The 25,446-nt window shown below is 42.2% G+C and carries 23 protein-coding genes; 9 read left to right on the top strand and 14 right to left on the bottom strand.

Annotation, left to right across the window (positions count from 1 at the left end; genetic code table 11):
• The first annotated feature begins 142 nt into the window (after positions 1 to 142).
• From QA601_06105 to QA601_06120, 4 genes are read left to right on the top strand one after another with little or no spacing between them, the layout of a single operon-like run.
• Complete coding sequence (locus QA601_06105) at positions 143 to 964, top strand: ATP-binding cassette domain-containing protein (GenBank protein MDG5814640.1); 822 nt, start codon at positions 143 to 145, stop codon at positions 962 to 964.
• Positions 961 to 1,899 carry an MlaD family protein gene (locus tag QA601_06110; protein MDG5814641.1) on the top strand — a complete coding sequence of 313 codons (939 nt, stop codon included), beginning with the start codon at positions 961 to 963 and terminating at the stop codon, positions 1,897 to 1,899. Before QA601_06105 ends, QA601_06110 begins: the two co-directional genes overlap by 4 nt.
• The gene (locus QA601_06115; protein MDG5814642.1) at positions 1,896 to 2,570 is read left to right on the top strand and encodes an ABC-type transport auxiliary lipoprotein family protein; all 675 of its coding nucleotides are present in this window, start codon (positions 1,896 to 1,898) and stop codon (positions 2,568 to 2,570) included. The genes QA601_06110 and QA601_06115 overlap by 4 nt, the downstream gene beginning before the upstream one ends.
• 27 nt (positions 2,571 to 2,597) lie before the next feature.
• A complete protein-coding gene (locus tag QA601_06120; GenBank protein MDG5814643.1) occupies positions 2,598 to 4,352 on the top strand; it encodes a hypothetical protein in 1,755 nt (584 codons plus the stop codon).
• A gap of 15 nt (positions 4,353 to 4,367) precedes the next feature.
• Here QA601_06120 and recO read toward each other — a convergent pair whose 3' ends face one another.
• The 4 genes from recO to dprA are packed head-to-tail and all read right to left on the bottom strand — an operon-like array spanning position 4,368 to position 7,205.
• The gene (gene recO, locus QA601_06125) at positions 4,368 to 5,114 is read right to left on the bottom strand and encodes a DNA repair protein RecO (protein MDG5814644.1); all 747 of its coding nucleotides are present in this window, start codon (positions 5,112 to 5,114) and stop codon (positions 4,368 to 4,370) included.
• 2 nt (positions 5,115 to 5,116) lie between these two features.
• A complete protein-coding gene (locus tag QA601_06130) occupies positions 5,117 to 5,818 on the bottom strand; it encodes a DUF502 domain-containing protein (protein ID MDG5814645.1) in 702 nt (233 codons plus the stop codon).
• Between the two features lie 8 nt (positions 5,819 to 5,826).
• Positions 5,827 to 6,108 (bottom strand): septum formation initiator family protein, encoded by a 282-nt coding sequence (locus QA601_06135; protein MDG5814646.1) that lies wholly within the window; start codon positions 6,106 to 6,108, stop codon positions 5,827 to 5,829.
• Positions 6,105 to 7,205 (bottom strand): DNA-processing protein DprA, encoded by a 1,101-nt coding sequence (dprA, locus tag QA601_06140; GenBank protein ID MDG5814647.1) that lies wholly within the window; start codon positions 7,203 to 7,205, stop codon positions 6,105 to 6,107. Before dprA ends, QA601_06135 begins: the two co-directional genes overlap by 4 nt.
• 240 nt (positions 7,206 to 7,445) lie before the next feature.
• On the opposite strand from dprA, the gene QA601_06145 reads away from it, so the two are divergent.
• The gene (locus tag QA601_06145; protein ID MDG5814648.1) at positions 7,446 to 9,563 is read left to right on the top strand and encodes a thioredoxin domain-containing protein; all 2,118 of its coding nucleotides are present in this window, start codon (positions 7,446 to 7,448) and stop codon (positions 9,561 to 9,563) included.
• Positions 9,564 to 9,621: 58 nt separating this feature from the next.
• Here the strand turns inward: QA601_06145 and QA601_06150 are convergent, their stop codons facing one another.
• The 3 genes from QA601_06150 to recA form a co-directional block, all read right to left on the bottom strand.
• Positions 9,622 to 10,377, bottom strand: a complete 756-nt coding sequence (locus QA601_06150) for a geranylgeranylglyceryl/heptaprenylglyceryl phosphate synthase (GenBank protein ID MDG5814649.1) — start codon at positions 10,375 to 10,377, stop codon at positions 9,622 to 9,624.
• Positions 10,374 to 13,043 (bottom strand): alanine--tRNA ligase, encoded by a 2,670-nt coding sequence (gene alaS / locus QA601_06155; GenBank protein MDG5814650.1) that lies wholly within the window; start codon positions 13,041 to 13,043, stop codon positions 10,374 to 10,376. The genes QA601_06150 and alaS overlap by 4 nt, the downstream gene beginning before the upstream one ends.
• Positions 13,044 to 13,116: 73 nt before the next feature.
• Entirely contained in the window at positions 13,117 to 14,193 is a 1,077-nt protein-coding gene (gene recA, locus QA601_06160; GenBank protein MDG5814651.1) for a recombinase RecA, read from the bottom strand.
• Positions 14,194 to 14,497: 304 nt separating this feature from the next.
• Between recA and QA601_06165 the strand changes: the two genes are divergently transcribed.
• Together QA601_06165 and QA601_06170 are read left to right on the top strand one after the other, a co-directional pair.
• Entirely contained in the window at positions 14,498 to 14,587 is a 90-nt protein-coding gene (locus QA601_06165; GenBank protein ID MDG5814652.1) for an AURKAIP1/COX24 domain-containing protein, read from the top strand.
• 259 nt (positions 14,588 to 14,846) lie between these two features.
• Positions 14,847 to 14,969: a hypothetical protein gene (locus tag QA601_06170; protein MDG5814653.1), complete on the top strand. Its 123-nt coding sequence runs from the start codon at positions 14,847 to 14,849 to the stop codon at positions 14,967 to 14,969.
• Positions 14,970 to 15,025: 56 nt separating this feature from the next.
• Here QA601_06170 and QA601_06175 read toward each other — a convergent pair whose 3' ends face one another.
• From QA601_06175 to QA601_06190, 4 genes are read right to left on the bottom strand one after another with little or no spacing between them, the layout of a single operon-like run.
• Complete coding sequence (locus QA601_06175; GenBank protein MDG5814654.1) at positions 15,026 to 16,255, bottom strand: dihydrolipoamide acetyltransferase family protein; 1,230 nt, start codon at positions 16,253 to 16,255, stop codon at positions 15,026 to 15,028.
• Between the two features lie 14 nt (positions 16,256 to 16,269).
• Positions 16,270 to 17,250: a pyruvate dehydrogenase complex E1 component subunit beta gene (locus QA601_06180; GenBank protein ID MDG5814655.1), complete on the bottom strand. Its 981-nt coding sequence runs from the start codon at positions 17,248 to 17,250 to the stop codon at positions 16,270 to 16,272.
• A 19-nt stretch (positions 17,251 to 17,269) separates the two neighbouring features.
• Positions 17,270 to 18,250, bottom strand: coding sequence for a pyruvate dehydrogenase (acetyl-transferring) E1 component subunit alpha (gene pdhA, locus QA601_06185; protein ID MDG5814656.1), 981 nt, complete (start codon positions 18,248 to 18,250; stop codon positions 17,270 to 17,272).
• A 30-nt stretch (positions 18,251 to 18,280) separates the two neighbouring features.
• The gene (locus tag QA601_06190) at positions 18,281 to 18,730 is read right to left on the bottom strand and encodes a pyridoxamine 5'-phosphate oxidase family protein (protein ID MDG5814657.1); all 450 of its coding nucleotides are present in this window, start codon (positions 18,728 to 18,730) and stop codon (positions 18,281 to 18,283) included.
• A gap of 169 nt (positions 18,731 to 18,899) precedes the next feature.
• Here QA601_06190 and QA601_06195 point away from each other — a divergent pair, with 169 nt between their 5' ends.
• Positions 18,900 to 20,444, top strand: a complete 1,545-nt coding sequence (locus tag QA601_06195) for an alkaline phosphatase family protein (protein ID MDG5814658.1) — start codon at positions 18,900 to 18,902, stop codon at positions 20,442 to 20,444.
• 10 nt (positions 20,445 to 20,454) lie between these two features.
• Here the strand turns inward: QA601_06195 and QA601_06200 are convergent, their stop codons facing one another.
• Both QA601_06200 and QA601_06205 read right to left on the bottom strand, forming a co-directional pair.
• On the bottom strand, positions 20,455 to 21,129 hold the full coding sequence (locus tag QA601_06200) for a thioredoxin family protein (protein ID MDG5814659.1): 675 nt from the start codon (positions 21,127 to 21,129) through the stop codon (positions 20,455 to 20,457).
• A gap of 180 nt (positions 21,130 to 21,309) precedes the next feature.
• Positions 21,310 to 21,816, bottom strand: a complete 507-nt coding sequence (locus QA601_06205) for a DUF4168 domain-containing protein (GenBank protein ID MDG5814660.1) — start codon at positions 21,814 to 21,816, stop codon at positions 21,310 to 21,312.
• A 284-nt stretch (positions 21,817 to 22,100) separates the two neighbouring features.
• Between QA601_06205 and QA601_06210 the strand changes: the two genes are divergently transcribed.
• A complete protein-coding gene (locus QA601_06210; protein ID MDG5814661.1) occupies positions 22,101 to 22,826 on the top strand; it encodes a Bax inhibitor-1/YccA family protein in 726 nt (241 codons plus the stop codon).
• 861 nt (positions 22,827 to 23,687) lie between these two features.
• On the opposite strand, the gene QA601_06215 is transcribed toward QA601_06210, so the two are convergent.
• Positions 23,688 to 25,232: a dockerin type I repeat-containing protein gene (locus QA601_06215; GenBank protein MDG5814662.1), complete on the bottom strand. Its 1,545-nt coding sequence runs from the start codon at positions 25,230 to 25,232 to the stop codon at positions 23,688 to 23,690.
• Between the last annotated feature and the right edge of the window lie 214 nt (positions 25,233 to 25,446).

The following is a 25,446-nucleotide window of genomic DNA, read 5'->3' on the forward strand; positions in this document are numbered from 1 at the left end:
CCAGTGGCTTTAAACTATTTATACTATTTAAACGAATACCGGAAAGGCCGCTTTAGTTTCATTGGGTAATTACAATGTTGTAGATTTATATGTGCATGGAAGTAATTAAAACGGTTTAGCTCAAGAGATAACGAATTAAATTATGGTTGCCCCATTACAAAATAGCCTAAAACAGCAAGTTATCGTCTCTATCCGTAACTTAACTGTGAAATACGGAGAGCGAACGGTACTGAACAGGATTAACACCGCGTTTTTTGATTCCGAAATCAGGGTTATTCTTGGAACCAGTGGATGTGGTAAGACCACTCTTTTAAAATCCATAATCGGGCTGCTAAACATTCACTCCGGAACAGTAACGATTTTTGGTCATGAGCTTGGGGATCCTGAAGAAGTTGAAAGTGCTAAATTACTCAGAAAAATCGGAGTTCTCTTCCAAAACGGGGCATTGCTTGGCTCCTTGAGTGTAGAGGAAAATATTGCGTTACCGCTTCAAATGCACACATCATTGCCCGAAAAACTTATTAAGGAGATGGTTCGTTTTAAACTCTCGCAGGTAGATCTGCCCCATGCAGCCAGACTTTACCCCGGTGAGCTCTCCGGAGGGATGAGAAAAAGAGCCGCTCTTGCCAGAGCACTTATACTCGATCCACCACTTTTGTTTTGCGATGAACCCTCTGCAGGGCTTGATCCTGTTACAAGCGCCGGACTCGACGAGCTGCTTTTAAAGTTGCGCTCAACTCTTGGCATTACCATCGTTGTTGTTACTCACGAGCTATTTTCTATTGAAACTATTGCAGATAAAATTCTTTTTTTAAATGAAGGAAAAGTGCTTTTTGATGGTAAGCTGGATGATGCCCGAAAGATCACAGAAGGGCCCATCAACCGCTTTTTCTGTCGTCAGGAGTCCAACAGCAACACCAGTGAAGCAAAGAAAGAGCGATTTAACCTGGAGTATGATTCATGAGTATTTCTGTTTCCCAGAAAGCGAGACTGGGGGTGTTTGTTGTTATTGGCAGCATAGTTTTGAGCCTGCTTATAGCTGTTCCCCTTGGTTTTCGTTTCAGAGATAAGCAAAAAACATATATAGCCTATTTTAGCGGTGAAACTCTCAGCGGCCTGGAACAGGGAGCTGTGGTAAAATTCAATGGTGTACCCATCGGAAATGTTAACAGCATTGCCTACCTGCCACACGATTTAAGCAGTGTTAAGGTTACACTTAGAATCAACAGCGATTTTCCAGTGAAAGTGGACATGTACGCAACTACCGGATCTTTAGGAATAACAGGGCTTAAGTATATTGAAATTTCAGGCGGCAGCAATGAATCCGAGTTACTTAAAGAGGGAGCAGAATTACCTACCAGAGTCTCTATGATGGGATCGATAACCGGAAGAGCTGAATCGATAGCAGAGAGGATCGAATTGTTACTTGCACAGCTCAATCAATTTGCTGATCCAGACAGAGAGGATGGCATAAACAGCATTGTAGAAAACCTTAGCCATATGTCTGGTGATGCACGTGAGTTCTTTAATGATGACTTCAAAGGTTTCTTTGAAACCTTAACTCCGGGAATACAGAGAATGTCAGAATCTTCTGAAGAGGTTATTGAAAAAGTTGGTGCCATCGCCGACAACATAGAAATGATGACCAACACACTAAATGAAAGCTTTCGGGCTGAACAATTTAACTCTATACTTACAAGAGTTGATTCCACCGCAGCTTCGATGACGCAGTTAAGTGATAATCTTTCTATGATGATACTACAAACGCGGGAAGACTTTTCCGTAAGCATGGAAAACATCCGCCGGGCTTCAGAAAATGCTAACCAATTAACACGAATGCTCTCAGAAAATCCATCCCTTCTTTTGCGGGGTGAAGGCAGGGAAAGGGAGATCAGATGATAAAAAACGTATTGGCAATTGTTAGATTTGTTGTACCCTTGATAGCACTAATCCACTTAAGTTGTGCCAGGGTGCCATTAAAACATTATTATACGCTTAACTACACGCCAAACCCTATGCCGCAAAGGATTCTCCAGGAACCCTATCCTTATATAATAAGACTCCGAGAGTTTAGTATTGAAGAAGCATACAACAGGCCCCAGATAGTCTACAGGCTCAGTCCCTTTGAACTTCAATACTACGTTTACAGAGTCTGGGCTGTGAGGCCAACAAGAATGATTACCGACCTGGTTTTCAAACATCTGACAAGCACCAATCTTGTTTCATCAGTAGTGAGAAGATTTGATGAAGGCCGACGTCCTGATTATGAACTCTCTGGTATGATTGAAGCGCTTGAAGAATATGACAGTGAAGACATTAGTTTTGCCCATCTGGCATTGCGAATCGAACTCACCCGCCTCAGTGATGGAGCAAATATTTACAATCGTCACTTTGACCTACGAAAGCGAGTGTATCAGCAGGAGCCCAAATTTGTAGTCAGAGAACTCTCCTCTATTATGGAATATATAATGACACAAGCACTTCAGGACATTGATAAAAGGTTGGCCAGGGAACTTGGTTTGGATGAAGGAAAAATACAGGATATAACCGAAACTTCATCACGCTTTTAACTCAACCGGACTTGTTATGGAGATTATATGAAGAGTAACACCGTGCTGTTTTTTTCAGTTTTGCTGCTTTTAACCTTTGCTGTAACGATTTTAGCAGAACTGCCAGGTGAAGAATTAACACAAGAACATCTTGACCAAATCTTCCAGCAGCATTATACAGAGCCAACGGGTTCTTCATTACAAAAGCTGCAACCTCTCAGAGGTGACTCATGGCTCGAAGAAGCCATGAAAACCTGGGAAGCACCACCTCTATCCACTCAACAGGCTTCTGATAACACACTGATACCTTTTGGAAAAGGGGGCGTGTTTATCCCCCGTTTCACAGAAACCAGCTTTGAACCCGACCTTGAAATCTATAGCAGCGACAGGGAGTATATACTCTCAGGAGAAACCGGAAAAACGTATGCGCTCGAACCCGGTGAATACAGAGTTGTTCTTGGAAGCGGCTCTCACCGCCAAAGAATCACAAAAGATGTAACGGTTGAGGAAGACCGCACTGTGGCGCTAATGCCCAAATGGTCAGGTCTGATCATTGATGTAGTCGATGAAAACGGACAACCATTCAGAGGCGAATATGAGCTTGCCAGAATCGACCAGTTTGAACCCTATGGCAGAGGGTATGGAGCAAGCCCCGAAATGGGAGAAAGCGTGAGAACCTGGATTCTTGAACCAGGGATTTATAAGATTTTTGGTGTCGGTGAAGGATATCATACCCTTAGCAATTTTGTAACAGTCAGATTGGTACCCGGAGAATTGACCCGCTTTCTTCTTATTCAGGATAAGGCAACAAATGATATAAGAGGTGGTGGAATGGTGCAAATGGCTCAAACCAGCAGTATCACTCCCTCCTGGAGATATGGTGCAAATGTGGGGGGTAATGTTCATTTTGCCGCAGATATAAAACGAGATGTCGAGCCGTATACCAGAAACACCTCTCTTAACCTTAACCTCCTTTTTGACACATGGCTTGTGTACAGAAGAAAACCAGCCGACTGGAATACCCGTTTTAGAATTGAGCAGGGTTTTAATGTTTCTGATTGGGATATTACAGACATGACCAGTTACCCGGATAAAATGACTATTAACTCTCTTTTTATCTGGAGATTCCTGCCCTGGCTGGGCCCTTACAGCAGAATGGAGTTAGTCACAAGTTTTTTTCCTGAGCACATAAAGCGTGATGATGAAAAATGGTTTTCATTTGTTGACAGCGACAGTGTTTTTAACCCAGCCATTGGATTTGATAGTTCAAAAAGTTTTGAAGCACAACCGTCCTTTTCACCCACCACTTTTGATTTGGGAGCAGGTGTAAATGCCGATCTGGCTACTTTTAGGTATTTTGAATCAAAGTTAAGAGTAGGAGTAAGCAGCAAGTACTCAAGATATGCAGACCGTTACAGAAGATTTGAAAAAAGTAATATTAAATACAACGAAGGCGATTCTCTTGAATATGCTGAAAAAATCAGCAACAGCATAACTCTTCAGAAAGAGAAAAATGCGGACATCTTTGAATTTGGCCCACAATTCTCCCTTGGAGCAATGCTTCGTATAGGGCGTTATGCTACGGCTGAAGCAGAACTAAAGCTTTTTGCTCCTATAGCTCCGGTCCAGCGTTTCAGGAGTCCTGACTATGATTTTAGCTCTGTTTTAAGCTGGAGGCTTACCCGCTATCTGACACTTGATTACTTCTACCGCCGAACTCTCAAACAACCTGCAGATCTTGATATCCCCGATGACAATTCTTCACATGGTGTCTGGCTCAGGTTACACTTTTCAAGCAGATAGATTTGTGCACTGGTTTTATATGATACTTGCAAGAAACTCTACAGAATTAAAACCAGTACGCACATCCAAATGGTACCGACAATAGTCAACTAAAGCCCTGGTAATTCGAAGTGATTCAACAGGTGAATCAAACCCCTCTGTTGATAAGTCGATCTGTTCAAAGTACACAAGGACGGCACCGGGAAATACTGTTGTGCCATTTAAAGAACCGGCACAACCAGTACACACCATCGACCCCCGGGCAATATTCAAAACTGCAGCATCGTTCATTTTTAATGGTTTAAGGCAATACAAGCACTTTTCGGTTGCTATTTTAAATCCCAAATGCTCGGTAAACCGTGCAAAGAAATGCCAGAGCAACGGAAACACATACTTTTTATCTGTAGTGTTCAAAACATTTAAAAAGTCACTTAAAAGACCATAGGCGACCGGATTACTACCATATTGACTGCTTGATTTAAGTACAAGCTCCAAAGCCAGGTCCCGAATCACCGACTTAACGACATCTGCCCTTATTCCAGGAAAAAATTCTGCAACGGAAAGTGAACCGAGAGTATGGAGATCACGATTTTGTTTAAAATAGACCAGCGTCTCAATGATAAATCCCCTATCAAGGAAAATTGCATTCTTATCCCTACGCCTCACCCCCTTGGCTATACAATTAACAGATCCATGCTGTGGTGTGAGAACACGCAAAATGCAACTGGTTTCACGATAGGGAGTGAGAGAAAGTACTACGGCACTGCTTTTTTCAATACTCATTATCAATCACGAAAATCCAGTATCGACTCATCTTCTTCAGTGTTACGTTTAAATATGGAAGTCCAGTTCCATGCTTTAAGCCCTACAGGCTTTTGATCAATAACACTCTCTCCATTCAGCAAACCCGCTGACATGATTCTTTTTACTGCCACTTCAACCGGAATATCAAGATAGATAATGTCGTCTTCTGGATAATAAAGCAAAAAACCAGAAGTGGGATTGGGAGTAGTAGGGATAAAAACAGCAACAAGATCTTTTCCTACCAACTTAGCGAAATCAGCATTTTTACTTGAAGTCACAAAAGCGATGGTGTAGCAGTTTTCTTTTGGATACTCAATTAAGACAACTTTTTCAAAGAGTTTTTTATTCTGAAGCGACACTGCATCAACTACCTGCTGAACACCAAGATAGATCTTATTTAAAACCGGGATATTGGCCATCAGCGCATCGCCGGTATCAATTAATTTTTTCCCAAAGTAGTTTTTTGCAAGCAACCCTACGATATAGGCAAGAACTATGGTTACCGTTATCCCAAATCCGGTCCCCCATTCAACCCCAAGTACACTGGGAAGCGCAGAATCGATCCATACAAAAAGCTGAATTATTATCAACAACGTTACTAAAAGAGGGATTATGAGTAAAACACCTGCAATTACATTAGACCTGAACTGCTTTAATATCTCTTTAACTCTTAGGAAATCCATACCTGTTATTAATCCTCAACAAATTTATAAATTTTTTCATCTTCAGCCGACATCCCCAGTTTTTCCCGAGCAACCCGCTCAATATAGGCAGTGTCAGAAACAAGCTTGTCCCGTACCTCCTTTAATGAATCCAGAGATTCAATCGCTTCACTTATCTGCTCTGAGCGCCTTTTTATTTCCAGGTGTGTACGATAGACATCGATAAGCCCCTGATTACCAAAAACCAAAGCCGAGATTAGAGACAGCACAACCAAACAAACTATGAGAATAACTATATTTTTTTTCTTCATATTAATCGTATATAAGACTGACCACTTTTCTGCTGAACAAAGCCCTTAAGTTCAAGACTCAAAAGCAGATCAAATAATTCAAAATCAACACAGTCCAGCTTCTCCTTTATCTGATCAATACGCATGGGAGAAAAGGAAAGTGTATTAAGCATGGTAATTTCAGGCACACTCAACATTTCTGTGCCTGGTATAGGTTCCCGTGTTCCCTTTAAACCTGTATCAGAAAGATTTGAGACAACCGTCATGTTTTCAATTATATCATTTACACAGCACACCGGTGTAGCACCATTTTTTATCAGATTAAACGTTCCTAAACTCACAGAAGAAGTAATAGGCCCGGGTACAGAAAACACCTCTCTTCCCTGGTTTAAAGCATAATGAGCAGTGATTAATGATCCACTCTTCTTGCCAGCTTCCACCACAAGCACTCCTGCAGAAAGCCCGCTGATTATTCTGTTTCTGCGAGGAAAATTGTAGGCCTCCGGATGAGTACCCATCTGAAACTCTGAAATAAGAACCCCGTTTTCACAGATCTTATCGGAAAGATTTTTGTTGGATGATGGATAGATGATATCTACACCACATCCAAGCACCGCGATAGTTTTACCTCCTGCATTAATCGCAGCCTCATGTGCACAAGTATCTATCCCCCGAGCCATACCACTCACTACCACAAGCCCCCCTGAAACAATATCTCTGGTTAGCATTGTGGTAACCTGTCTTCCATAGGAACTTGGCACACGGGTACCTACAATTGCTAAAGCATGCTTTTTGAGCACCGAGACATCGCCCTTAATATAGAGAACCGGTGGGGGTGCGAATATCTCTTTAAGGTAATCGGGGTAAAGAGTGTCATTCAGTGTTACCACTCTCACTCCAGCCTTGTGCGCTTTTTCAAGCTGTATCTGAGCCTGTTCAAAGAGTGAGTCTTTATTAAGGGACTTAATACAACTCTTTGGAATCAACCCCTGAGAGCAGAGTGTTTCAGGGGGGACTTTAAAAACCTCTTCCGGCGTTGCGTAGTGTTTAAGCATTTCAGAAATGCGAACCGGACCAATACCTTTTGCGGCATTTAAAGCAATCCAGGCAAGTGGCATAAGCCCCTCCCGATTCTTTTAATAGTGCTACAGCTTCCAGCTCATTAAATTAATAACTGTCAAAATAATACTTGCATACAGTGCTTAATTAATAAATCGGGACCAATTTTAGGGCAAGTATCTTCGTGGTTCAATATTAGTGCCACAGTCTGCGCAATTTTTAAAGATACTAAAATAATCGATCTTTTCCATCCACATGGATAAGGTTGGTGGTTATGGACTTGAAGGAAGGAGGAAAAGATGAATTTTTTTCATCTGAACCGAAAACGTGAAAGACCAGAACAGAATAACCGTCTGATAAATGAGAAAAGTCCCTACCTTCTTCAACACGCACATAACCCGGTGGATTGGCATCCATGGGGAGAGGAGGCTTTTAGAAAAGCCAGAACTGAGAACAAACCAATTTTCCTTTCCATTGGCTATTCCACCTGCCACTGGTGCCACGTCATGGAAAAGGAGTCCTTTAATGACCCTGAAGTAGCGGACCTTATGAATGAGAGTTTTGTTTCCGTTAAAGTCGACCGTGAAGAGCGCCCTGATCTGGATGATCTGTACATGTATGTGTGTCAGATCATTACTGGTGGGGGCGGCTGGCCACTTACCGTAATGATGACACCAGATAAACTGCCCTTTTTTGCCGCAACTTACATACCACGTGAAAGCAGCGGCAATTTCATAGGACTCACTGAGCTTATCCCTCAGATTAATGAGCTGTGGAATGAGAGGAATGAGGACCTTGCCTCATCTGCACAACAGTTCGCTGTTTCATTAAAAATGTTCTCTTCAACACCGGAAGCGTCTTTTAATGATGAAGAACTACTGGAGGAGACGTTCAGTCAGCTCGAAGGCCAGTATGATAAGCACAATGGTGGCTTCGGTGATGCACCCAAATTTCCATCTCCTCAAATCCTTCTTTTTCTTCTCCGCTACTGGAAACTTAGTGGTGAACAAAAAGCGCTATCAATGGTTGAAAAAACACTTAGTGAGATGCGTAAGGGTGGAATTTACGATCAAATCGGCTATGGGTTTCATCGGTACTCAACAGATTCGTCCTGGAAAGTGCCCCATTTTGAAAAAATGCTCTATGATCAGGCGATGCTGACAATATCCTATACCGAAGCCTTTCAGGCAACAGGGAATGAGGAGTATAAAAGAACAGCAGAGCAAATAATCTCTTATGTGCTAAGGGATCTTAGAAGCCCTGAAGGAGCCTTTTACTGTGCCGAAGACTCAGATAGTGATGGCAAGGAGGGGAAATTTTACACCTGGTCCTCCAGGGAGTCTTCAGAGGTTTTAGATAAAGAAGACATAGACCTTGCGTTCAAAGCATACGGGATAAATGAACGAGGAAACGTAGAGGATACAGATCATGAATATAAAGGGTTGAACATTTTGAACAGACATAGTTCTCCCGAACATCTTTTATCTGAGTTTGATATCTCAGAAGATGAACTCAATAAAAGACTGGAAAAGATCAGAAACACGATGTTTTCCGTGCGGGTAAACAGAATACGACCCCAGAAAGATGATAAAATCCTCTCTGACTGGAATGGTTTAATGATAGCAGCCCTGGCAAAGGCTTCAAGAGCATTCTCTGAACCATCCTATCTACAGGCAGCTAAGGAAGCCTGCGATTTTATTATGAATAATATACACCGGCCTTCAGATGGCTTTCTTATGCATAGATGGAGAGAAGGTGAAGCAGCAATTGCGGGGTATGCAGATGATTACGCCTTTATGACCTGGGCTTTGCTTGAAATTTACGAGTGTGATTTTGATGCGAACTATTTTGGAAAAGCTCTGCAGCTTAACAATTACATGCTTGAGCATTTCTGGGATAGTAAAAACGGCGGTTTTTTCACCAGTCCTGATTATGGTGAACAGCTATTAATAAGAAGAAAAGAGATTTACGACGATGCTTATCCATCTGCAAACTCAATAGCCTTCCAAAACCAGCTTATAATAGGCAAAATCACAGCTAAACCTGAGTACGATGACCTTGTGGCACAAATGAAAAAGGCTTTTTCAGGTGAAATTGTCAGGGCTCCATCCCTTTTTACTTTTCTGATTATGAATTTTCAGTATCCGCGCGGCCAGGAAGTAATAATTGCCGGAAATCCAAATAACGAAGACACAAAACAAATGATCTCTGAGCTTAACCATGAATTTTTACCCTACACTGTGACCGTTCTTAAACCATCTGATCAACAATCTCCTGAGATAGTCAAATATGTCGATTTTCTTAAAGACTATAACCCAAGAGATGGCAAAACAACTGCATTTGTGTGTACAGATCATTCCTGTAAACCACCAACCACAGATGTTCAGGAAGTTCTTGGATATCTCAGAGCAGCTTAAGTGTACTGTTGAAGTTTTCGGGTAATCCCGGAAACTTCTTCCTCTTTAACAGCGGGTTTCATGAGAAGGACTTAACTGCAGAAGCGATCTCTTTCATAGTACTGATACCATTTTCCTTACTAAGCATATTTCCGGTTACTATTATATCGGCGCCTGCACTAAGTTTTTCTGCTGCGGTTTCAGTATCTCTGATCCCTCCGCCCACTATTACCGGAATATCAATATAAGAGCACACAGCTTTTATAAACTCGGGGGGCACAGAGATTTTGGCCCCGCTTCCAGCTTCAAGATACACCAGGTGCATTCCCATGTACTGAGCCGCAAGAGCATGAGCAGCAGCAATTCCTGGTTTGTTTCGGGGAAGCGGCCTTGTATTACTCATAAACTCAACGGAACTCACTGATCCACTTTCAACCAGCATGTATGCTGTTGCTATCGGTTCGATACCGATGCTACGGATTTTTGGAGCAGCTTTCACATGTTCCCCTATGAGGTTTACTGGATTTCTACCTGAAACAAGAGACAAATAAAGAAGGGCATCTGCAGAACTGCAAAGCTGAGTAGAATCACCGGGAAATAGTAAAACAGGTACAGAAGCTGCCTTTTTAACTTCTGATGTAAATAAATCGAAGTGGTTTGAATGCAAGAGACTTCCGCCTATAAGTAAACCATCAACACCACACTCCTGGGATTTCACAGCGACATTCTTAGCCTCTTCTATAGTGAAATCATCAGGATCCAGGAGTACCCAATACATCTTTTTTTCTTGAGCATGTGCTTCTACAATAGAATTCAATACAGGAGAGTTTCTCATATGTTCGCCTTTTGAGATAATTGTTCTTTTACCTCTTTTAGTGCCTGTTGGATTTTGGTATAGTCTTTACCACCAGCCTGAGCTCTATGCGGTGATCCACCACCGCCACCGCCTGTTATTTTAGCAGCTGTTTTTACCAAATCACCACACCGAATGCCCTTTGAGACGGCATCTTTACCCGCACCAGCTGCAAACAACGCCTTCTCCCCTACTCTGGCCCCTATGAGGATGACCACACTATTCAATCCGCATTGCTTTATAGTATCACTGATTGCATCGGCAAATCCAAGAAAAGCCTCCTTATCCACTTCACCCATGTCTTTTACAGAAAAAGCGATCTCACCCTTATTATCCTCAGCTTCGCGAAAAAGCTCAGCCACAGATTCTTTAGCCCTTTGCACATTATAAGTCTTTAGTTTGCCTTCAAGATCCTTAACGGTATCAAGAAGACCACTTACTTTCTCAACCAAAGACCCTTCAGCGCATTTCAGAAGAGTTCCTAACTGTGAAAGTCTCATTTCCTTGTCCCAAATCGCATTGACTGTTTCCATACCGGTTATGGCACTTATCCTGCGAATACCTGCAGACACACTCTCTTCACCCACTATATGAAACATGCCGATTCGCCCTGTTGAGAGAACGTGTGTGCCCCCGCAGAGCTCTTTTGAGATCTCTCCAATGGTGATCACACGCACCTTTTCACCATATTTTTCACCAAAAAGCGCCGTTGCCCCCTGGGATTTTGCCTCATCAGCCCCCATGACATCTGTAACCAACGAGTAGTCTTCCATTATCCACTCATTTACCAGTTGCTCTATGCGCTTTAATTCTGCAGATGTGAGAGCTTTAAAGTGTGTAAAGTCAAATCTCAGTCCCCAGGGATCAACCCTGGAACCAGACTGCTGTACATGATTTCCAAGCACCGCTCTTAAAGCAGCCTGAAGCAGATGGGTAGCTGTATGATTGCACCTTGTTGACGATCGAAATGCAGTGTCGATTTCAGCTGTAAGGGGAGCCTTTAGATCCTCATCACTCAGAGATGTTCCCGATTTACACTTATGAATAACAAGATCATTCCATTTAAAGGTATCCTCAACTACAAGCTCTGTACCGGAGGATGTTTGTATAAGTCCCCTGTCTCCAACCTGCCCACCTGCCTCAGCATAAAAAGGTGTTTTGTCAAGGATCAGAAGATACACTACTTTTGCGCTCTCATCCTCGACTCTTTTGTATCTGCATACATTGACTTCCGTGCTATCTGAATCATAACCGACAAATGCAGTTCCTGAAGCCTCCCTGAGCTCCACCCAGCCTTCGGGACTCAGCCCACCGGCCTCACCTTTTCTGGCCTCTCTTGCTCTCTCTTTTTGTTGCTTCATCAGTTGAGCATACCCCTCTTCATCAACCCCCATTTCCATTTCAGAGGCCATCAAGCGGGTGAGATCCATAGGGAAACCGTAAGTATCGTAAAGCGTGAAAAGATCGCTGCCCGAAAGTTTTTTACTCCCACTCTTCAGGGAGTTTTTAACCATAGTTTCAAATTTTTCGATACCCTGTTCAAGTGTGGCTCCAAAACGCTCCTCCTCAGAGCGAATTACCTCTTCAAGATAGGATTGTCTCTGAGCGATTTCATCAAAAGCTTCCCCCATGTTTTTGATTAGAACCGGCACAAGCTTATAAAGGAAAGGGTCTTTAAAACCCAACTCTCTGCCAAACCGGTATGCCCGCCTCAGAATTCTCCTCAGCACATACCCTCTACCCTCGTTTGAAGGAAACGCTCCGTCTGTTACTGCAAATACAAGTGCCCTAATGTGATCGCCAATAACTCTGAAAGGTGTTCCCTGCGGACCATTTGAATAGGCCTTTCCGGACATCTTTTCCAATTCACTAATTATTGGCCGGAAAAGATCGGTATCGTAATTTGAATCTACCCCCTGAATAACAGAAACAATTCGCTCAAAACCCATTCCGGTGTCCACATGACAGGCAGGAAGAGGTGAAAGCGAGCCGTTTTTTTCGCGATTGTACTGAATAAAAACCAGATTCCATAACTCACGATATCGGTCATTTTCACCATTAACACCCCGTAGGGGATCGTTAAAGGTAGCCTCTCTTGTGGAAGCATCCCCGGTATCAAAGTGAATTTCTGAACAGGGACCACAAGGGCCGGTTTCCCCCATTTCCCAAAAATTACTCTCTTCACCGAAACGCATAATCCGATCATGAGCAATATCGGTCTCACTTTTCCAAATAGCTAATGCTTCATCATCGTCCTTGTAAACGGTAGCAAAGAGTCTGTCTTTTGGCAGTTTCCAAACCTCAGTGAGAAGCTCCCAGGCCCACTTTATTGCTTCCTTTTTATAATAATCACCAAAAGACCAGTTGCCTAACATCTCAAAAAACGTATGATGATAGTGATCTCTTCCTACCTCTTCCAAATCATTATGCTTACCCGACACCCGCATACATTTCTGGGAATTAACTGCGCGTTTAAGCCCCCGGGGGTTATCACCCAAAAAGATTGACTTAAACTGATTCATACCTGCATTGGTAAAAAGCAGTGTAGGGTCATCCTGTGGTACAACCGGTGCACTTGGAACAAGTGTATGATCCCGTTTTTCAAAGAAACGGATAAACTCTTTACGTATTTCGTTAGAAGATTTCATAATCGATTACATCAATACCCGAAAAAAATGTTATTATAAGTGTTTCAATTTTTTACCTGAATGTAAGCAGAAGTTACTGCACAGTTTCCTTCTGCTCTTGATCCTCCACAGGAACCACGGCACGTTTAGCCTCCACCCGCTCCCGTACTTTGGCTTCAATAGTGGAGAGGATGTCTTTGTTTTCCATAAGAAACTCCTTGGCCTTCTCTCTGCCCTGACCAAGTCTTTCACCCTCATAGGAGAACCACGCTCCACTTTTATCGACTATGCCAAGATCCACCCCAAGATCAAGAATATCACCGGCAAATGATATCCCTTTACCGTAAAGAATATCAAACTCGGCCTCTTTAAAGGGAGGAGCCACCTTGTTTTTCACCACTTTTGCCCTGGTACGATTGCCAACCACATTCTCACCATCCTTTATAGCGGCAATCCGACGAATATCAATACGTACCGAAGAATAAAACTTAAGGGCATTCCCCCCGGTAGTTGTCTCCGGATTACCAAACATCACACCAATTTTCATTCTCAGCTGATTAATAAAGATCAGAGCGGTTTTTGACTTGGAGAGAATTCCGGTTAGTTTTCTGAGAGCCTGAGACATAAGCCTTGCCTGAAGGCCCATGTGACTGTCCCCCATCTCCCCCTCAATTTCGGCTGCAGGCACCAGTGCAGCAACACTGTCTACCACAATAATGTCGATTGCGCCACTGCGGATAAGGGTATCAGCAATCTCAAGAGCCTGTTCACCAGTATCTGGCTGAGAAACCAGTAAATTTTCTATGTCTACACCCAGACTTTTAGCATAAGCTGCATCAAAAGCGTACTCAGCATCAATTAAAACAGCAATCCCCCCCTGTTTTTGCGCATTCGCTATGGCATGAAGCGCAACAGTGGTTTTACCGGATGACTCAGGCCCATAGATCTCAATTACTCTACCCTTGGGAAATCCACCAACTCCAAGGGCAGTATCAAGGGATATTGATCCTGTAGGGATTACCGGTACATTAATATTTGAGCCTGCGGTTCCAAGGCGCATGATTGAGCCCTTACCATGCTGTTTCTCTATTTGCCCCACCGCCTGCTCGATTGCATTTATCTTATTTTTGCTCTCAGCATCAACACTGGACGAAGCGTTTTTTCTTGCCATCGGATTACTCCTTGTGGGTTAGACCGAAAAAAAAACATTTCCGGATCGTTTCACGTTCTATATATAGTTCTAAAAGATACGATTTGCACACTGAGGTTATAAAACATTATTTAAGAAACATCATACGGCCCCTTTAAACGATAATCATTCGATGCAAAACCTCTTTTTTTCTGCCCAAAAGTGATTTTTTTTATCTCAAAAACGAGGTTTTAAATTAGTTTCTTGACTGAAATAGGCCGCAAAATGCATTTTATACAATTCTCTAAAGCTTTTAAGCACAATAAATGAAAGGATGTCCGTCGAAATGGCGAGTGTAAAAAAGAAAAGAAAAGCCAAGATCAATAAACATAAAAGAAAAAAAGCACGCCGCTTAAACCGCCACAAAAAGAAATAAGCGCGTAACTAAGAGACATTGATACCTCCTTTTTGAAAACACGGGACTCTCTATTTGCAGAGCCCGTGTTGTTTAATTGATACAGCCACTAAAGCCATATTCAGTAGATATTAACTTGTTCTGTACAGCTTAAAGGTACTATCTTCAGGCTTGCCTCAATTAAGCACTTAATGGTATAATTAGCAAATGTTCAATCTCTTGCCCATTTCAGGGCTTTGTATTATTTTGAAAATAAGCCATGCATTTTTTAGGAGGTTAAATGTCAAACACTATAAAAATCGCTGCAATTGTTGCTGTAGTGGCATTTATTGTTACTTTGGTTTACGGTCTCAGTCACCGCAAACAAAAACCCCACTATGATGACGACTGTTGCGGATGCTAAAAGATCTCCCTAAGGCGGCGTATAACTCATAGTACGCCTCCTTTTTGATACTACGGTTAAAACAACATACTTACCGGATTTTCAAACACCTCTTTTAAAGTCGCCGCAAACTCTGCTGCCAACGCTCCATCTACTACCCGATGATCACAGGAAAGCGTCAGAATAATCGTAGACTGCACCTCTATATCTTTGTTTTGAGCAACAACTGGTTCTTTAAATACCTCGCCCACCGCAAGTATTGCGGAACCTGGTGGATTAATTATTGCAGTAAAGTGACGCACCCCATACGATCCAAGATTGCTTATAGTAAATGTTGCATTAGTGTAATCTTCAAGCGAAAGCTTACCCTTACGTGCCTTTTCAACCAGCCCCCTCAACTCCTCATCAATAGTAAGTATTCCCTTTGAAGTACAGTTACGTACCACCGGGGTCACCAGTCCATCCTTAACTGCTACTGCAAGTCCTATATCGACCGCGCCGAAATGCCGTATTGCATCATCCTGCCAGGTTGAATTAACCTGAGGATATTGACGTAGCGCTTCAGCCACCAGTTTAATTAAAAATGCATTGAGAGATATTTTTTGGTCTCTTTTTGCATTTAAGTTGCGCCTGGCTTCCACTATCAAATCAGCACATACATTTACCGAAAGATAAAAATGCGGAGCAGTAAACATAGACTGGGAAAGCCTCTGAGCGATGACTCTTCTACGCTCAGAATGGGGAATTTTTTCCTCCCTCATTGCAGAAGATGTAACCGGAGCGGTACTAGCCGCCTCTTTCTCCTTAATCCTTCTTTCAATATCCTGCTTTATCACCCGCCCTTGCGGACCAGTACCATGAACCGTAGTGATATCTATGCTGTTTTTTTTGGCGAGTTCTCTTGCCAGTGGTGATGCCTTTACCCCTTTGGGCGGTTTTTGCTTACCATCACCTTTAGACTGTTTATGCACTCCGTCTATCTCAGCTTGCTCTCTGATAGCCCCCTCAGGTTCTGCTTCTTTTTCCTGTTCCCCTTCTATCTGTTTAAGCAAAGCCGAAATATCCTCTCCGGGACTCCCTGCGATTGCAATTACTTCTCCAACCTTTACCCTAGCCCCTTCACCAGCAATAATTTTTAGAATGGTTCCATCACTGTTAGCCTCATAATCCATGGTGGCTTTATCTGTTTCTACTTCACATAATACATCACCGGCAGAAAAAGCCTCTCCCTGCTGTTTAATCCATTTTGCAACAGTAGCTATCTCCATAGTGGGGGAAAGAGCAAGCATTACCAGTTTCTCAGCCATATTTTTTCTCCTTATCAGACCATATAGGCGCTTTTCTTTGCCGCCTGCACGGTTTTTCTTACGGATGGCAACACTGCCAGTTCCAGGCGGTGATTATAAGGTACCGGAACATCTTCGGAACATACCAACTCAACTGGAGAGTCCAGAAAGTCGAAACAATTACTTGAAACAAGATAGCACAGATGAGAGCCGACACTGGCATAGGGCCACGCTTCGTCCAAAACAACACAGCGATTGGTTTTTTTCACTGAGGTATAGATAGCCTGCTCATCAACCGGCCTTAAACTCCGAAGATCAATCACTTCAGTTTCAAGTCCCTCTTTTGCAAGCTCTTCTGCAGCTTCCAGTGCAAGTCTGACAGGTTTTGAAAAAGCCAGTATAGTCACATCTTCACCTTCCCTGACCACATTTGCTTCCCCAAACGGTATAAGGCTTTCTGAAGATTTTATCTCGCCCTTCCAATTATACATAAGTTCACTTTCAAGAAATAGTACCGGGTTATCATCCCTGATAGCGGTTTTTAGCATGCCCTTAGCGTCGGCAGGATTTGAAGGAGCCATTACTTTTAAACCCGGACAGTGACAGTAAATGGACTGCAAAGCCTGTGAGTGCTGCGAAGACAGAAATTCTGCCGGCCCATTAGGGCCTCTGAACACAGCGGGTATTTTAAACTGTCCCCCAGACATATGACGCATTTTCGCAGCATTATTATAGATCTGATCGAGTGCCTGAAGAGAAAAATTAAACGTCATCCATTCTACGATAGGTCGTAAACCCACCATAGCTGCACCTATCCCTATTCCAGTAAATCCTTCCTCTGAAATGGGAGTATCTATTACCCGTTTTGAACCATACTTCTCAAGTAAACCCTGGCTCACTTTGTAGGCTCCGTGGTACTGCGCTACTTCTTCACCTATAAGAAAGACCGTTTCATCCCGCTGCATCTCTTCATCAATTGCCTGGCGCAGCGCTTCTCTGAATGTTACTTGTGCCATTTTTTATCCCCTGTTTTTTTCAGGCAAGAACATCCTGGTATATAGATTCAAGAGGCGGCTCTTCACTCTCCCGGGCAAATTCAACAGCCTCTTCACACTCTTTTTTTACCTCAGCATCCATACCCAGAAACTCTTCTTCTGTTAAACGTTGATCCCTTATCATCCGAGCCTTCAAAAGAAGAATCGGATCCTGTTCCCTGAATGCATCCAGTTCCTCTCTTGTACGATACCTTGCCGGGTCACTCATTGAATGCCCTTTATAGCGATAGGTTTTAAGCTCAAGTAGTGAAGGCGCATGCTCTTTGCGTGCCTTTTGCACCATCTCCCCCACAGCATCATACACTTCAAGGACATCCATGCCGTTTACCTGCTTACCTTCAATACCGTACGATGTTCCCATAACAGAAAAATCGGTCACCGCACTTACTCTGCGATAATCGGTCCCCATACCGTACTGATTATTTTCGCAAATGTAGAGGACCGGCAGGTTCCAGATTTTTGCCATATTCACACTTTCGTGAAACGAACCCTGATGAATCGCTCCATCGCCGAAAAAACAAAGCACCACGCCATCCTGTTCTCTGTAACGGATCGCCAGAGCTACACCTGTTGCGGTTGGGATATGAGCACCTACAATTCCATTGCCCCCCAAAAAATGCTTCTCTTTATCGAAAAAATGCATCGACCCCCCTTTACCTCTCGAGCAGCCGGTTACTTTTCCATACAGTTCAGCCATAAGGACACTGGATTCCATTCCACTTGCTATAGCCAAACCATGATCTCTGTATGCTGATACCACGTAATCTTTTTTGAGATCGAGAGTAGCTATAGCCCCTACCGCTGAAGCCTCCTGTCCTATATAGAGGTGACAAAACCCACCGATTTTTCTCAAGCCATACATTTGTGAGGCCTTCTCTTCAAAACGCCTGATCAGCAGCATTTGTTTTAAGAGAGAGAGCAGCATCGTTCTGTCATATTGTTTAACTTCTCGCATTTGCATTTTCTTTAAGCTCCTTAGATGAAGAGACTTCTATGCCTTAGCTTCAAACTTAACCGTTTCGCGAGTACCATTCATAGGTGTATAGTACATCGCCTCATCAATCACCAGTTCAAGCACCACAAGCTCCCCTTCACTTACATTTGCTTTCCAAAACGCTGCCAGTCTTGAGCCGATAGCCTCAAGAACCTCTTTTCTTATGGAAGGATTTTCAAGAATATTCATCACTCCTCTTACGTTTATGACTTTATCCAGTGCAGGAGACTGAAGCATCATTTCCACATGAGGATTACTATGGAGATGTTCCACTTTTGAGAATTTCAGTGCAGTAACTGTATAAAGAGCCCCCGGACGATTTTTTAAGACTCCCGGAATAACCCAGCGGATATGAGGTTTTTCATCCTGATCAACGGTAGCTAAAACAGCCGTTTTAGACTCATCTATGATTGTTTCCATGGCAGAAAGTATCTCCTGAGTGTTCATATAGCCCCTCATGTTTAAGCATTTAACTCGATGGTTTTTCCTGAAAGGATCAAAGCAAAACTGCAACTCCCATGCCAAAAAATTTACCGGGACAGAGAAATCTTTGGCACAGTTATTGTCTCTCTCTTAGTTTGCAGATAATACCAGGGAATCTAAAGGGAGTTTTTTTTTGAGGGAAACAAAAAGAGAACAATTGCCTCAGGGCATCATTATGCTACAAATTGATGGCTTAGGGATGAAACAGTTCCAAAAAGCACTCAGCTCCTCAAAGATGCCATTTTTGGCTTCACTTCTAGCAAAAAAGAAGTATTCGCTCCATTCATTTTACTCCGGTCTCCCTTCGAGCACCCCGGGAGTGCAGGCCGAAATCTTTTTCGGTGAAAAAACTGCTGTACCCGCTTTTGGATACTTAAATAAAGAAACCGGTGAATACTGTAATATGCTAAGTTCCAAAACCTCACGTCGCATTCAACGAGAACTTAAGCAAAAGGCAGATTCGCTTCTTAAGGGTGGAAGCTCCTATTTAAATGTATATAGCGCCGACAGCATAAAGTCAGGCTTTTGCTCCACTGATAATGGAATAAAATTTTACCTGAGTCTCATAAACCCCCGTACACTGTTATCGATTTTGTTTCTTCATGGGTTTATGATTGTCAGAACGTTAATTCTTTTTATAGTCGAATTTTTTCTGGCTATTTTTGATTTTTTCAGAGGAATAATACAGAGGGAAAGTTTATGGAAAGAGATAGAGTTTGTTCCGGCAAGAGTAGGTATTTGCGTTCTTTTACGGGAGCTTATCACTGCAAATGCCATAATTGATGCATCAAGAGGGCTTCCAATCATACACTGTAACTTTCTGGGTTATGATGAGCAGGCACACCGCAGAGGCCCTTCATCCCGATTTGCCCACTGGACCTTAAAGGGAATAGATGATGCGATTCGCAGAATCCACAATGGTAGCAAAAAATCATCAAAACGCAACTACACGCTTCTGGTTTATTCCGATCATGGACAGGAACAAACAATCTCTTACACACGACAGTACGGCAGGTCTGTTCAAAGTGCAGCCGCTCAGATTCTCAGAAACTCAGGAATAAAAAATGTATCAAACGGAAGCATTTCTGAAAGTATTCAACTTAAAAGAATCGCACTTTTGGGAATACAGTTTATAAACCGATTATCTGACGGTCATCTTTATAGCTTTAGAGAAGAGCGATCACCTGGAAGGATTATAGCAGTTGGGCCGGTTGGACACATCTATTTGCCAAAAAAAATCTCCTCATCACGTATGGATCATATTGCGCGGGCTCTGGTACACGAAGGCAACCTCCCTTTGGTTATGCGGGTAGAGAGATCGGGGAAAGTTATAGCCTGGAACAGTGAAGGCAAATGGCACCTGCCGGAAGATACCGCAAAGGTAGTAGGTGAAGACCATCCCTTCTTGAACGAACTTTGCTCCGATCTACTGAATTTGGTTAAGCACCCTCATTCGGGGGATTTTGTATTTTCAGGTTGGAGCCCCAGTCAACCGCCGCTTAGTTTCCCCAGTGAAAACGGAGCACATGCCGGTCCTGGAATAAACGAAACCCGTGGCTTTGCATTGATTGCACCAAATATAAATACGGTATCAAAGGACACTAAGTATTTAAGAGGCGCGGTATTAAGAAAGGTTGTTTTAGATTTTTTACAAAACCACTCAAAAAGCGCCCCCTAAGAGGCGCCTGCTAAACGATTTTTGTTCGCTCCAGATAGCGCTCACAACAAAGTTCCTGATCAGTTGATGTTTTATCCTTAGTACTAAGGTAGCGCTGGTATTCCTGAACATATGCTGGAAGAGTATCATCGTGCCATTTGATGGCACAACCGGGGAAAGTATCTGTCTGAGAGGTTTTGATTTTTTTGTGTTTTACAACCGAATTTAAAGCATCTCTGAGCAAAGCACCCGTTACAGGCACACCATTTCCTGGCCTGCTCTCATCCATTTGTCCCTGGTATACGAGGTGACCGTTTTTGTTGAAAATGAAAAAATGAGGCATAAAAACTACTCCAAATGCTTTTGCCACTTCCTGTGTACCATCAAAAAGATAATAGAACGGGTAGTTGTGAAGCTTTGCCTCTTCGCTCATTTTTTCTGGACAGTCTTGGGGTGAAAGCGTAATGTCGTTTGAATTTATTGCAGCAATATTTACCCCTCTTGTCTGGTACTCACTTGCCAGTTTTTTGATTACTTCCCTTATATGTTTTACATAGGGGCTGTGGTTACATATAAACATGATAAGAACAGCTTGAGCACCCATGGTCAGATGATCTCTAGGAATAATAGCTCCTCTGTAATCGGGAAGCCAGAAATCGGGAATCTCACTGTTCAGGGGAAGAACCGGATTTGGATAATTACTCATAATCTTATCCCCCTTGTACAAAAAGAGCAAATCCAAAATTCTTTATATACTCTAAAAATTGCAATTATTATGCCCCTGAGCCGAGAATGAAATTCAAAACATAAGCAAAAAAAAGCCGACATCTTGCTGTGCAGAGTATCGGCTTTTCTAGTCTAGTTTCAAACGAAACGAAGTAATCTATTATCCAAGCTCTTGTTCCATTAGCTCATTGTACCTTTCCTGATACTCCGGGCTGTTTTGAAGACTCATAGCGATCTGATTATAACGTTCGGGTGTAAGCCCTCCTTCATCTATTATTTCAAGGCTCCTTTGATGCAGTTGCTGATCAAGAGCTTCCATCTTCCCGGAAATCTCCTGTGCCTTTTCAAGCTCCTCACCCGTTGCGACACTTTCGGCTTCAGGGTTATTTTCTGCAGTAACTATATCGATGTATTTTTCAATGCTAAACCCCTGCTCTTCAATTATCTCAACCATCTCTTTTTCTGCTTCTACCTGCAACTCAATCATCTGTTTGTTAACTTCAACAAAACTGACCATATCTTCTTCGGTAAGATCGATCGTCTCTACCTGTGATGCACCGGCACCAAACATCGGCGCCTGACCTAAACCAGCTACCAATAGTGATGTTATCACAAGAAGCCCTGCTACTACAGTGGGCCATCTCAAGTACTTTCTGAATCTGTTCATAAAAGTATGCTCCTAAAATAAATAAATAAATAAAAAGTATTTACTGATCCTAACGGTGATCATCCGGCCCCTGCAGACTTTCTCCCAGGGTGATTTCTCAGACTAATAACGCCCAAAGGGGGGATATATTTTAAAAAAAAAGAGAAATTTAATGTATCGTATCCCAGCACACAGAAAACTTTTTCTAATCTATGCTTTTTCTGTATATTGTTGCCTTTTTTATAATATTTTTACTGTACTCAAACCATCATAGAACTCTCAAATTACCCTAAGGAGCCCAAAATATGAGATCATCCAATCCGGCACTTTCAACCAAAGTTTTTCAGGAGCAGTATAGCAGAGCAGGCCAGGAAGTCATGGACATGAACGGAACCGTGAACAAATCCGGTTTATTGCTTTTAATTGTAATCACTATGGCCTCGGTGACCTGGACAAACCCATCCATTGGTATGCCTTTTATCCCTATTGGCGCACTGGGCGGATTTGTGATAGCACTCATCACCGCTTTTAAAAAAGAGTGGGCGCCCGTTACAGCTCCTCTCTACGCTGTACTTCAGGGAGCTTTGCTTGGCGCACTATCCATGATGTTTAATCAGATGTATCCGGGGATAGTAATAACTGCCGTCTCACTCACATTCGGGACCCTGCTAGTGATGCTTATGGCCTATAAAACCGGTATAATTAAGGCTACAGAAAAGTTTAAAACCGGGGTAATTGCTGCTACGGGCGCCATAATGCTAGTATATCTGGGCAGCTTTATTTTAGGTTTTTTTGGCGTAAACACCGGTATTCTTCACGGAAACTCTACCCTTTCTATAGGTATAAGCGGTGTAGTGGTAGTAGTCGCAGCACTGAACCTTGTGCTTGATTTCGATTTCATCGAAAACGCTTCAAAAAGAGGGCTCCCTAAGTATATGGAATGGTATGCAGCATTTGGCCTGATGGTAACGCTTGTCTGGCTGTATCTTGAGATTTTAAGGCTTCTGGCTAAGCTTAGAAGCAGAGACTAAGTTTTTTCGCCTACTAGCTGTTAGCACCTAATTATTGAGTATGCTTTACGAGGCCCGGGACCGGGCCTCTGCTACTAGCCAAAACCTTTTTTCGCAGCTTACATCTACTACCCAACGCTATGATTAAAAGCATTTTGCATACTGCTTTGGTGTTTTCTGCCGCAACCCAGCGCATCTACCCCATGCTGGACAATGCTTTATCTTTCAATCTTGAGGCACATGCATTAACCGATTTTTGAACCCTGACAGACTTTTGTGTGAAACACGAGTTTGGATTTTGCCCGCTTTGTTACATATGATTTGAGAGCCATTTGCCAACTGATCTAAACCTGCTTATTACTGGATTACAATGTTTGTTATGTTTTTACTATGTTTTGTTTGGTTATTTCAGAATACTGCGTTTTAGAGTATCGTTTACAGAATTCGAAACAGGCAAGATCCATTCCGTGATGAGCATTACGGATTTCAGTAAGTCTGGAACAGTTCCATAGATCCTGGATCGAGTTTTTATGGACATCACCAGCCCATTCAACATCACTGTACCAATGAATATGCCCGCAAAGTGGTACTAATCCATCCCATCTTATATAAATAGTAAAATAGATCTCTGAACAGCGTTTTAGCGTTGTAGTTTCTTCTTCGTGCCCTGATGTGAGCGTATTAAACCTGATGTAATCTCGGGAAAAGGAATCCAGTTCTGTTTAAACATGTCGATCTGTTTTGAGGTGATGTTAGGGAATATTACGTTATGAATCTGAAGCTCGGGCAGCTCCCTGCGTTTTCACTCGTCTGATAGTAAAGGAGACGTTTTTTGGTTCCAAAACGCCTCCATTTACCTCTTCCTTAGCACTAATACTTCTACTACATCCTCTCGACAGGAAATTCATCAATCATTTCGAGAATATATCTTCTTAGTAACACTAAATCGGTACTATCGATATATCCATCACCGTTAAGATCAGCAGCTTGCTTATTGAAGTTTTCAACCTCATGATCAAGAATATATCTTTGAAGCAATATATAATCATTCGAATCTATTTGACCATCACCATTGACATCACCATATAAAACAACATTATAATTTTTTCTAATCTCGATGTTAAATGCATCATCATGTGTCCAGGTCAGGTTATCACTTTCCCGTCCATTTCTTCCAACAACTTTAATTTCAACGTTTCTGCCTGCATAGGTTGCATCTGGTACCCATTCCAGAACTCCGTCCCATTTTTCATTCTCCCAGTCCCCTGAGTATTCAACAGTTGATTTCCACCTGTTATTGACAAAAAGTGCTATATGACTACAATTAGTCGCTTCTACGTTTACCTTTAAGGGCTCATTGACACGCGTGTTCCAATTAGCATAGGGGTTATCAGAAAATTTCTTTATTTTTACTGAGGGTACATAATACCCATTATTTCCTGAATATCTATATGACCTGGTACGTTCAAAGGTTATTTTTTCTTTGTTACCTCCAAACACAACGTCAAATTCTAAATAATGCTGAATCTTTCTTTCACCCATAGCTATACCCTGATCATATGGAGCAAAAGGAACCACTGTGTATTTAAATCGTTCTTTGGGCCTGCTTAAATTACATTTTGCAGAAAACTGTGTACCCCTAAATGCTACTCCATTACCGAACCGATTACTATTACCCTCGAGATCTTGATCGTAGGTCAAATAATTATCATTACTCTCTTCAATTGCTGTGCTAAACATATCACCGAAACCTAAAAGGCCATCAAATGTCGAAACAACCGCGCCAACCTTGTTTGCTTTTGGAATTAATCCAACCACAGTTTTTATACCAGGAACGATACTAAACTGATTTTTCCTATTACGATAAACGACCTCTCGAGTCGTACTGTAAATTATATCCTGATTCCCTTCAATTAATCGTACATCAATTAAAGGATTTTCAACACTTACTTCATATGGAATATCACCTATTTTTCTGATTATTCTATTCCTTTGAGGATCAGTTGAGCCATAATCATATTCATAAAAGCCAGAATGTACAATTTCAACACCTATAGATCCATTACCTGCTTCTCTGTTACCATCACTAATATCAGAGGGTTGACCACTTGTAATAAGCCAGTAAATTATACCTGTTTGGTGCACACTAGGTAGCCCGTGAACTTCCCATGTTTTATAAACATATCCCCAGGCACCACCCTCCCAGTCTCCAGTCATTACCCCTTCACCAACAGATGAAAAAACATTGGTCTGCACATTTGGTATTTTTATACCCTCGTCCCAGGTTGCTCTGTGCTGATAAGTGTTTCCCATAGTTTCGGTGTTCTCTTCAACTTCAATCGATGCAGGGTTTTGTGAGCATCCAGCAAACAGAGTAATTAAATATAATGCAATCAACAAAAAAGCATTCTTTTTAGTATTCATCATTGTTCCTTTGGTATTAGTTTACCCCAACCGTTATTATTTTTATGATTTTCAAAAAAAAGCAGGCCTTGTTTTCCAGAAAACACTGCTTATAAAATAGTAACAATTGAAAGCAAATAACATTCAAAGGTACAAATTAGTGTTTCAAATTTTGAAACACCCAAAGAAAGCGAAATTGGTACTGAAATGATCCTATAGCATAAATGATTTACAATAG

The sequence above is a fragment of the Chitinispirillales bacterium ANBcel5 genome, from assembly GCA_029688955.1.
In the GTDB taxonomy this organism is placed as follows: domain Bacteria; phylum Fibrobacterota; class Chitinivibrionia; order Chitinivibrionales; family Chitinispirillaceae; genus Cellulosispirillum; species Cellulosispirillum alkaliphilum.

Coding starts and splice junctions, on each gene's coding strand:
- QA601_06105 (MDG5814640.1), top strand. CDS start 143: ATGGTTGCCCCATTACAAAATAGCCTAAAACAGCAAGTTATCGTCTCT.
- QA601_06110 (MDG5814641.1), top strand. CDS start 961: ATGAGTATTTCTGTTTCCCAGAAAGCGAGACTGGGGGTGTTTGTTGTT.
- QA601_06115 (MDG5814642.1), top strand. CDS start 1,896: ATGATAAAAAACGTATTGGCAATTGTTAGATTTGTTGTACCCTTGATA.
- QA601_06120 (MDG5814643.1), top strand. CDS start 2,598: ATGAAGAGTAACACCGTGCTGTTTTTTTCAGTTTTGCTGCTTTTAACC.
- recO (MDG5814644.1), bottom strand. CDS start 5,114: ATGAGTATTGAAAAAAGCAGTGCCGTAGTACTTTCTCTCACTCCCTAT.
- QA601_06130 (MDG5814645.1), bottom strand. CDS start 5,818: ATGGATTTCCTAAGAGTTAAAGAGATATTAAAGCAGTTCAGGTCTAAT.
- QA601_06135 (MDG5814646.1), bottom strand. CDS start 6,108: ATGAAGAAAAAAAATATAGTTATTCTCATAGTTTGTTTGGTTGTGCTG.
- dprA (MDG5814647.1), bottom strand. CDS start 7,205: ATGCCACTTGCCTGGATTGCTTTAAATGCCGCAAAAGGTATTGGTCCG.
- QA601_06145 (MDG5814648.1), top strand. CDS start 7,446: ATGAATTTTTTTCATCTGAACCGAAAACGTGAAAGACCAGAACAGAAT.
- QA601_06150 (MDG5814649.1), bottom strand. CDS start 10,377: ATGAGAAACTCTCCTGTATTGAATTCTATTGTAGAAGCACATGCTCAA.
- alaS (MDG5814650.1), bottom strand. CDS start 13,043: ATGAAATCTTCTAACGAAATACGTAAAGAGTTTATCCGTTTCTTTGAA.
- recA (MDG5814651.1), bottom strand. CDS start 14,193: ATGGCAAGAAAAAACGCTTCGTCCAGTGTTGATGCTGAGAGCAAAAAT.
- QA601_06165 (MDG5814652.1), top strand. CDS start 14,498: ATGGCGAGTGTAAAAAAGAAAAGAAAAGCCAAGATCAATAAACATAAA.
- QA601_06170 (MDG5814653.1), top strand. CDS start 14,847: ATGTCAAACACTATAAAAATCGCTGCAATTGTTGCTGTAGTGGCATTT.
- QA601_06175 (MDG5814654.1), bottom strand. CDS start 16,255: ATGGCTGAGAAACTGGTAATGCTTGCTCTTTCCCCCACTATGGAGATA.
- QA601_06180 (MDG5814655.1), bottom strand. CDS start 17,250: ATGGCACAAGTAACATTCAGAGAAGCGCTGCGCCAGGCAATTGATGAA.
- pdhA (MDG5814656.1), bottom strand. CDS start 18,250: ATGCAAATGCGAGAAGTTAAACAATATGACAGAACGATGCTGCTCTCT.
- QA601_06190 (MDG5814657.1), bottom strand. CDS start 18,730: ATGAACACTCAGGAGATACTTTCTGCCATGGAAACAATCATAGATGAG.
- QA601_06200 (MDG5814659.1), bottom strand. CDS start 21,129: ATGAGTAATTATCCAAATCCGGTTCTTCCCCTGAACAGTGAGATTCCC.
- QA601_06205 (MDG5814660.1), bottom strand. CDS start 21,816: ATGAACAGATTCAGAAAGTACTTGAGATGGCCCACTGTAGTAGCAGGG.
- QA601_06210 (MDG5814661.1), top strand. CDS start 22,101: ATGAGATCATCCAATCCGGCACTTTCAACCAAAGTTTTTCAGGAGCAG.
- QA601_06215 (MDG5814662.1), bottom strand. CDS start 25,232: ATGATGAATACTAAAAAGAATGCTTTTTTGTTGATTGCATTATATTTA.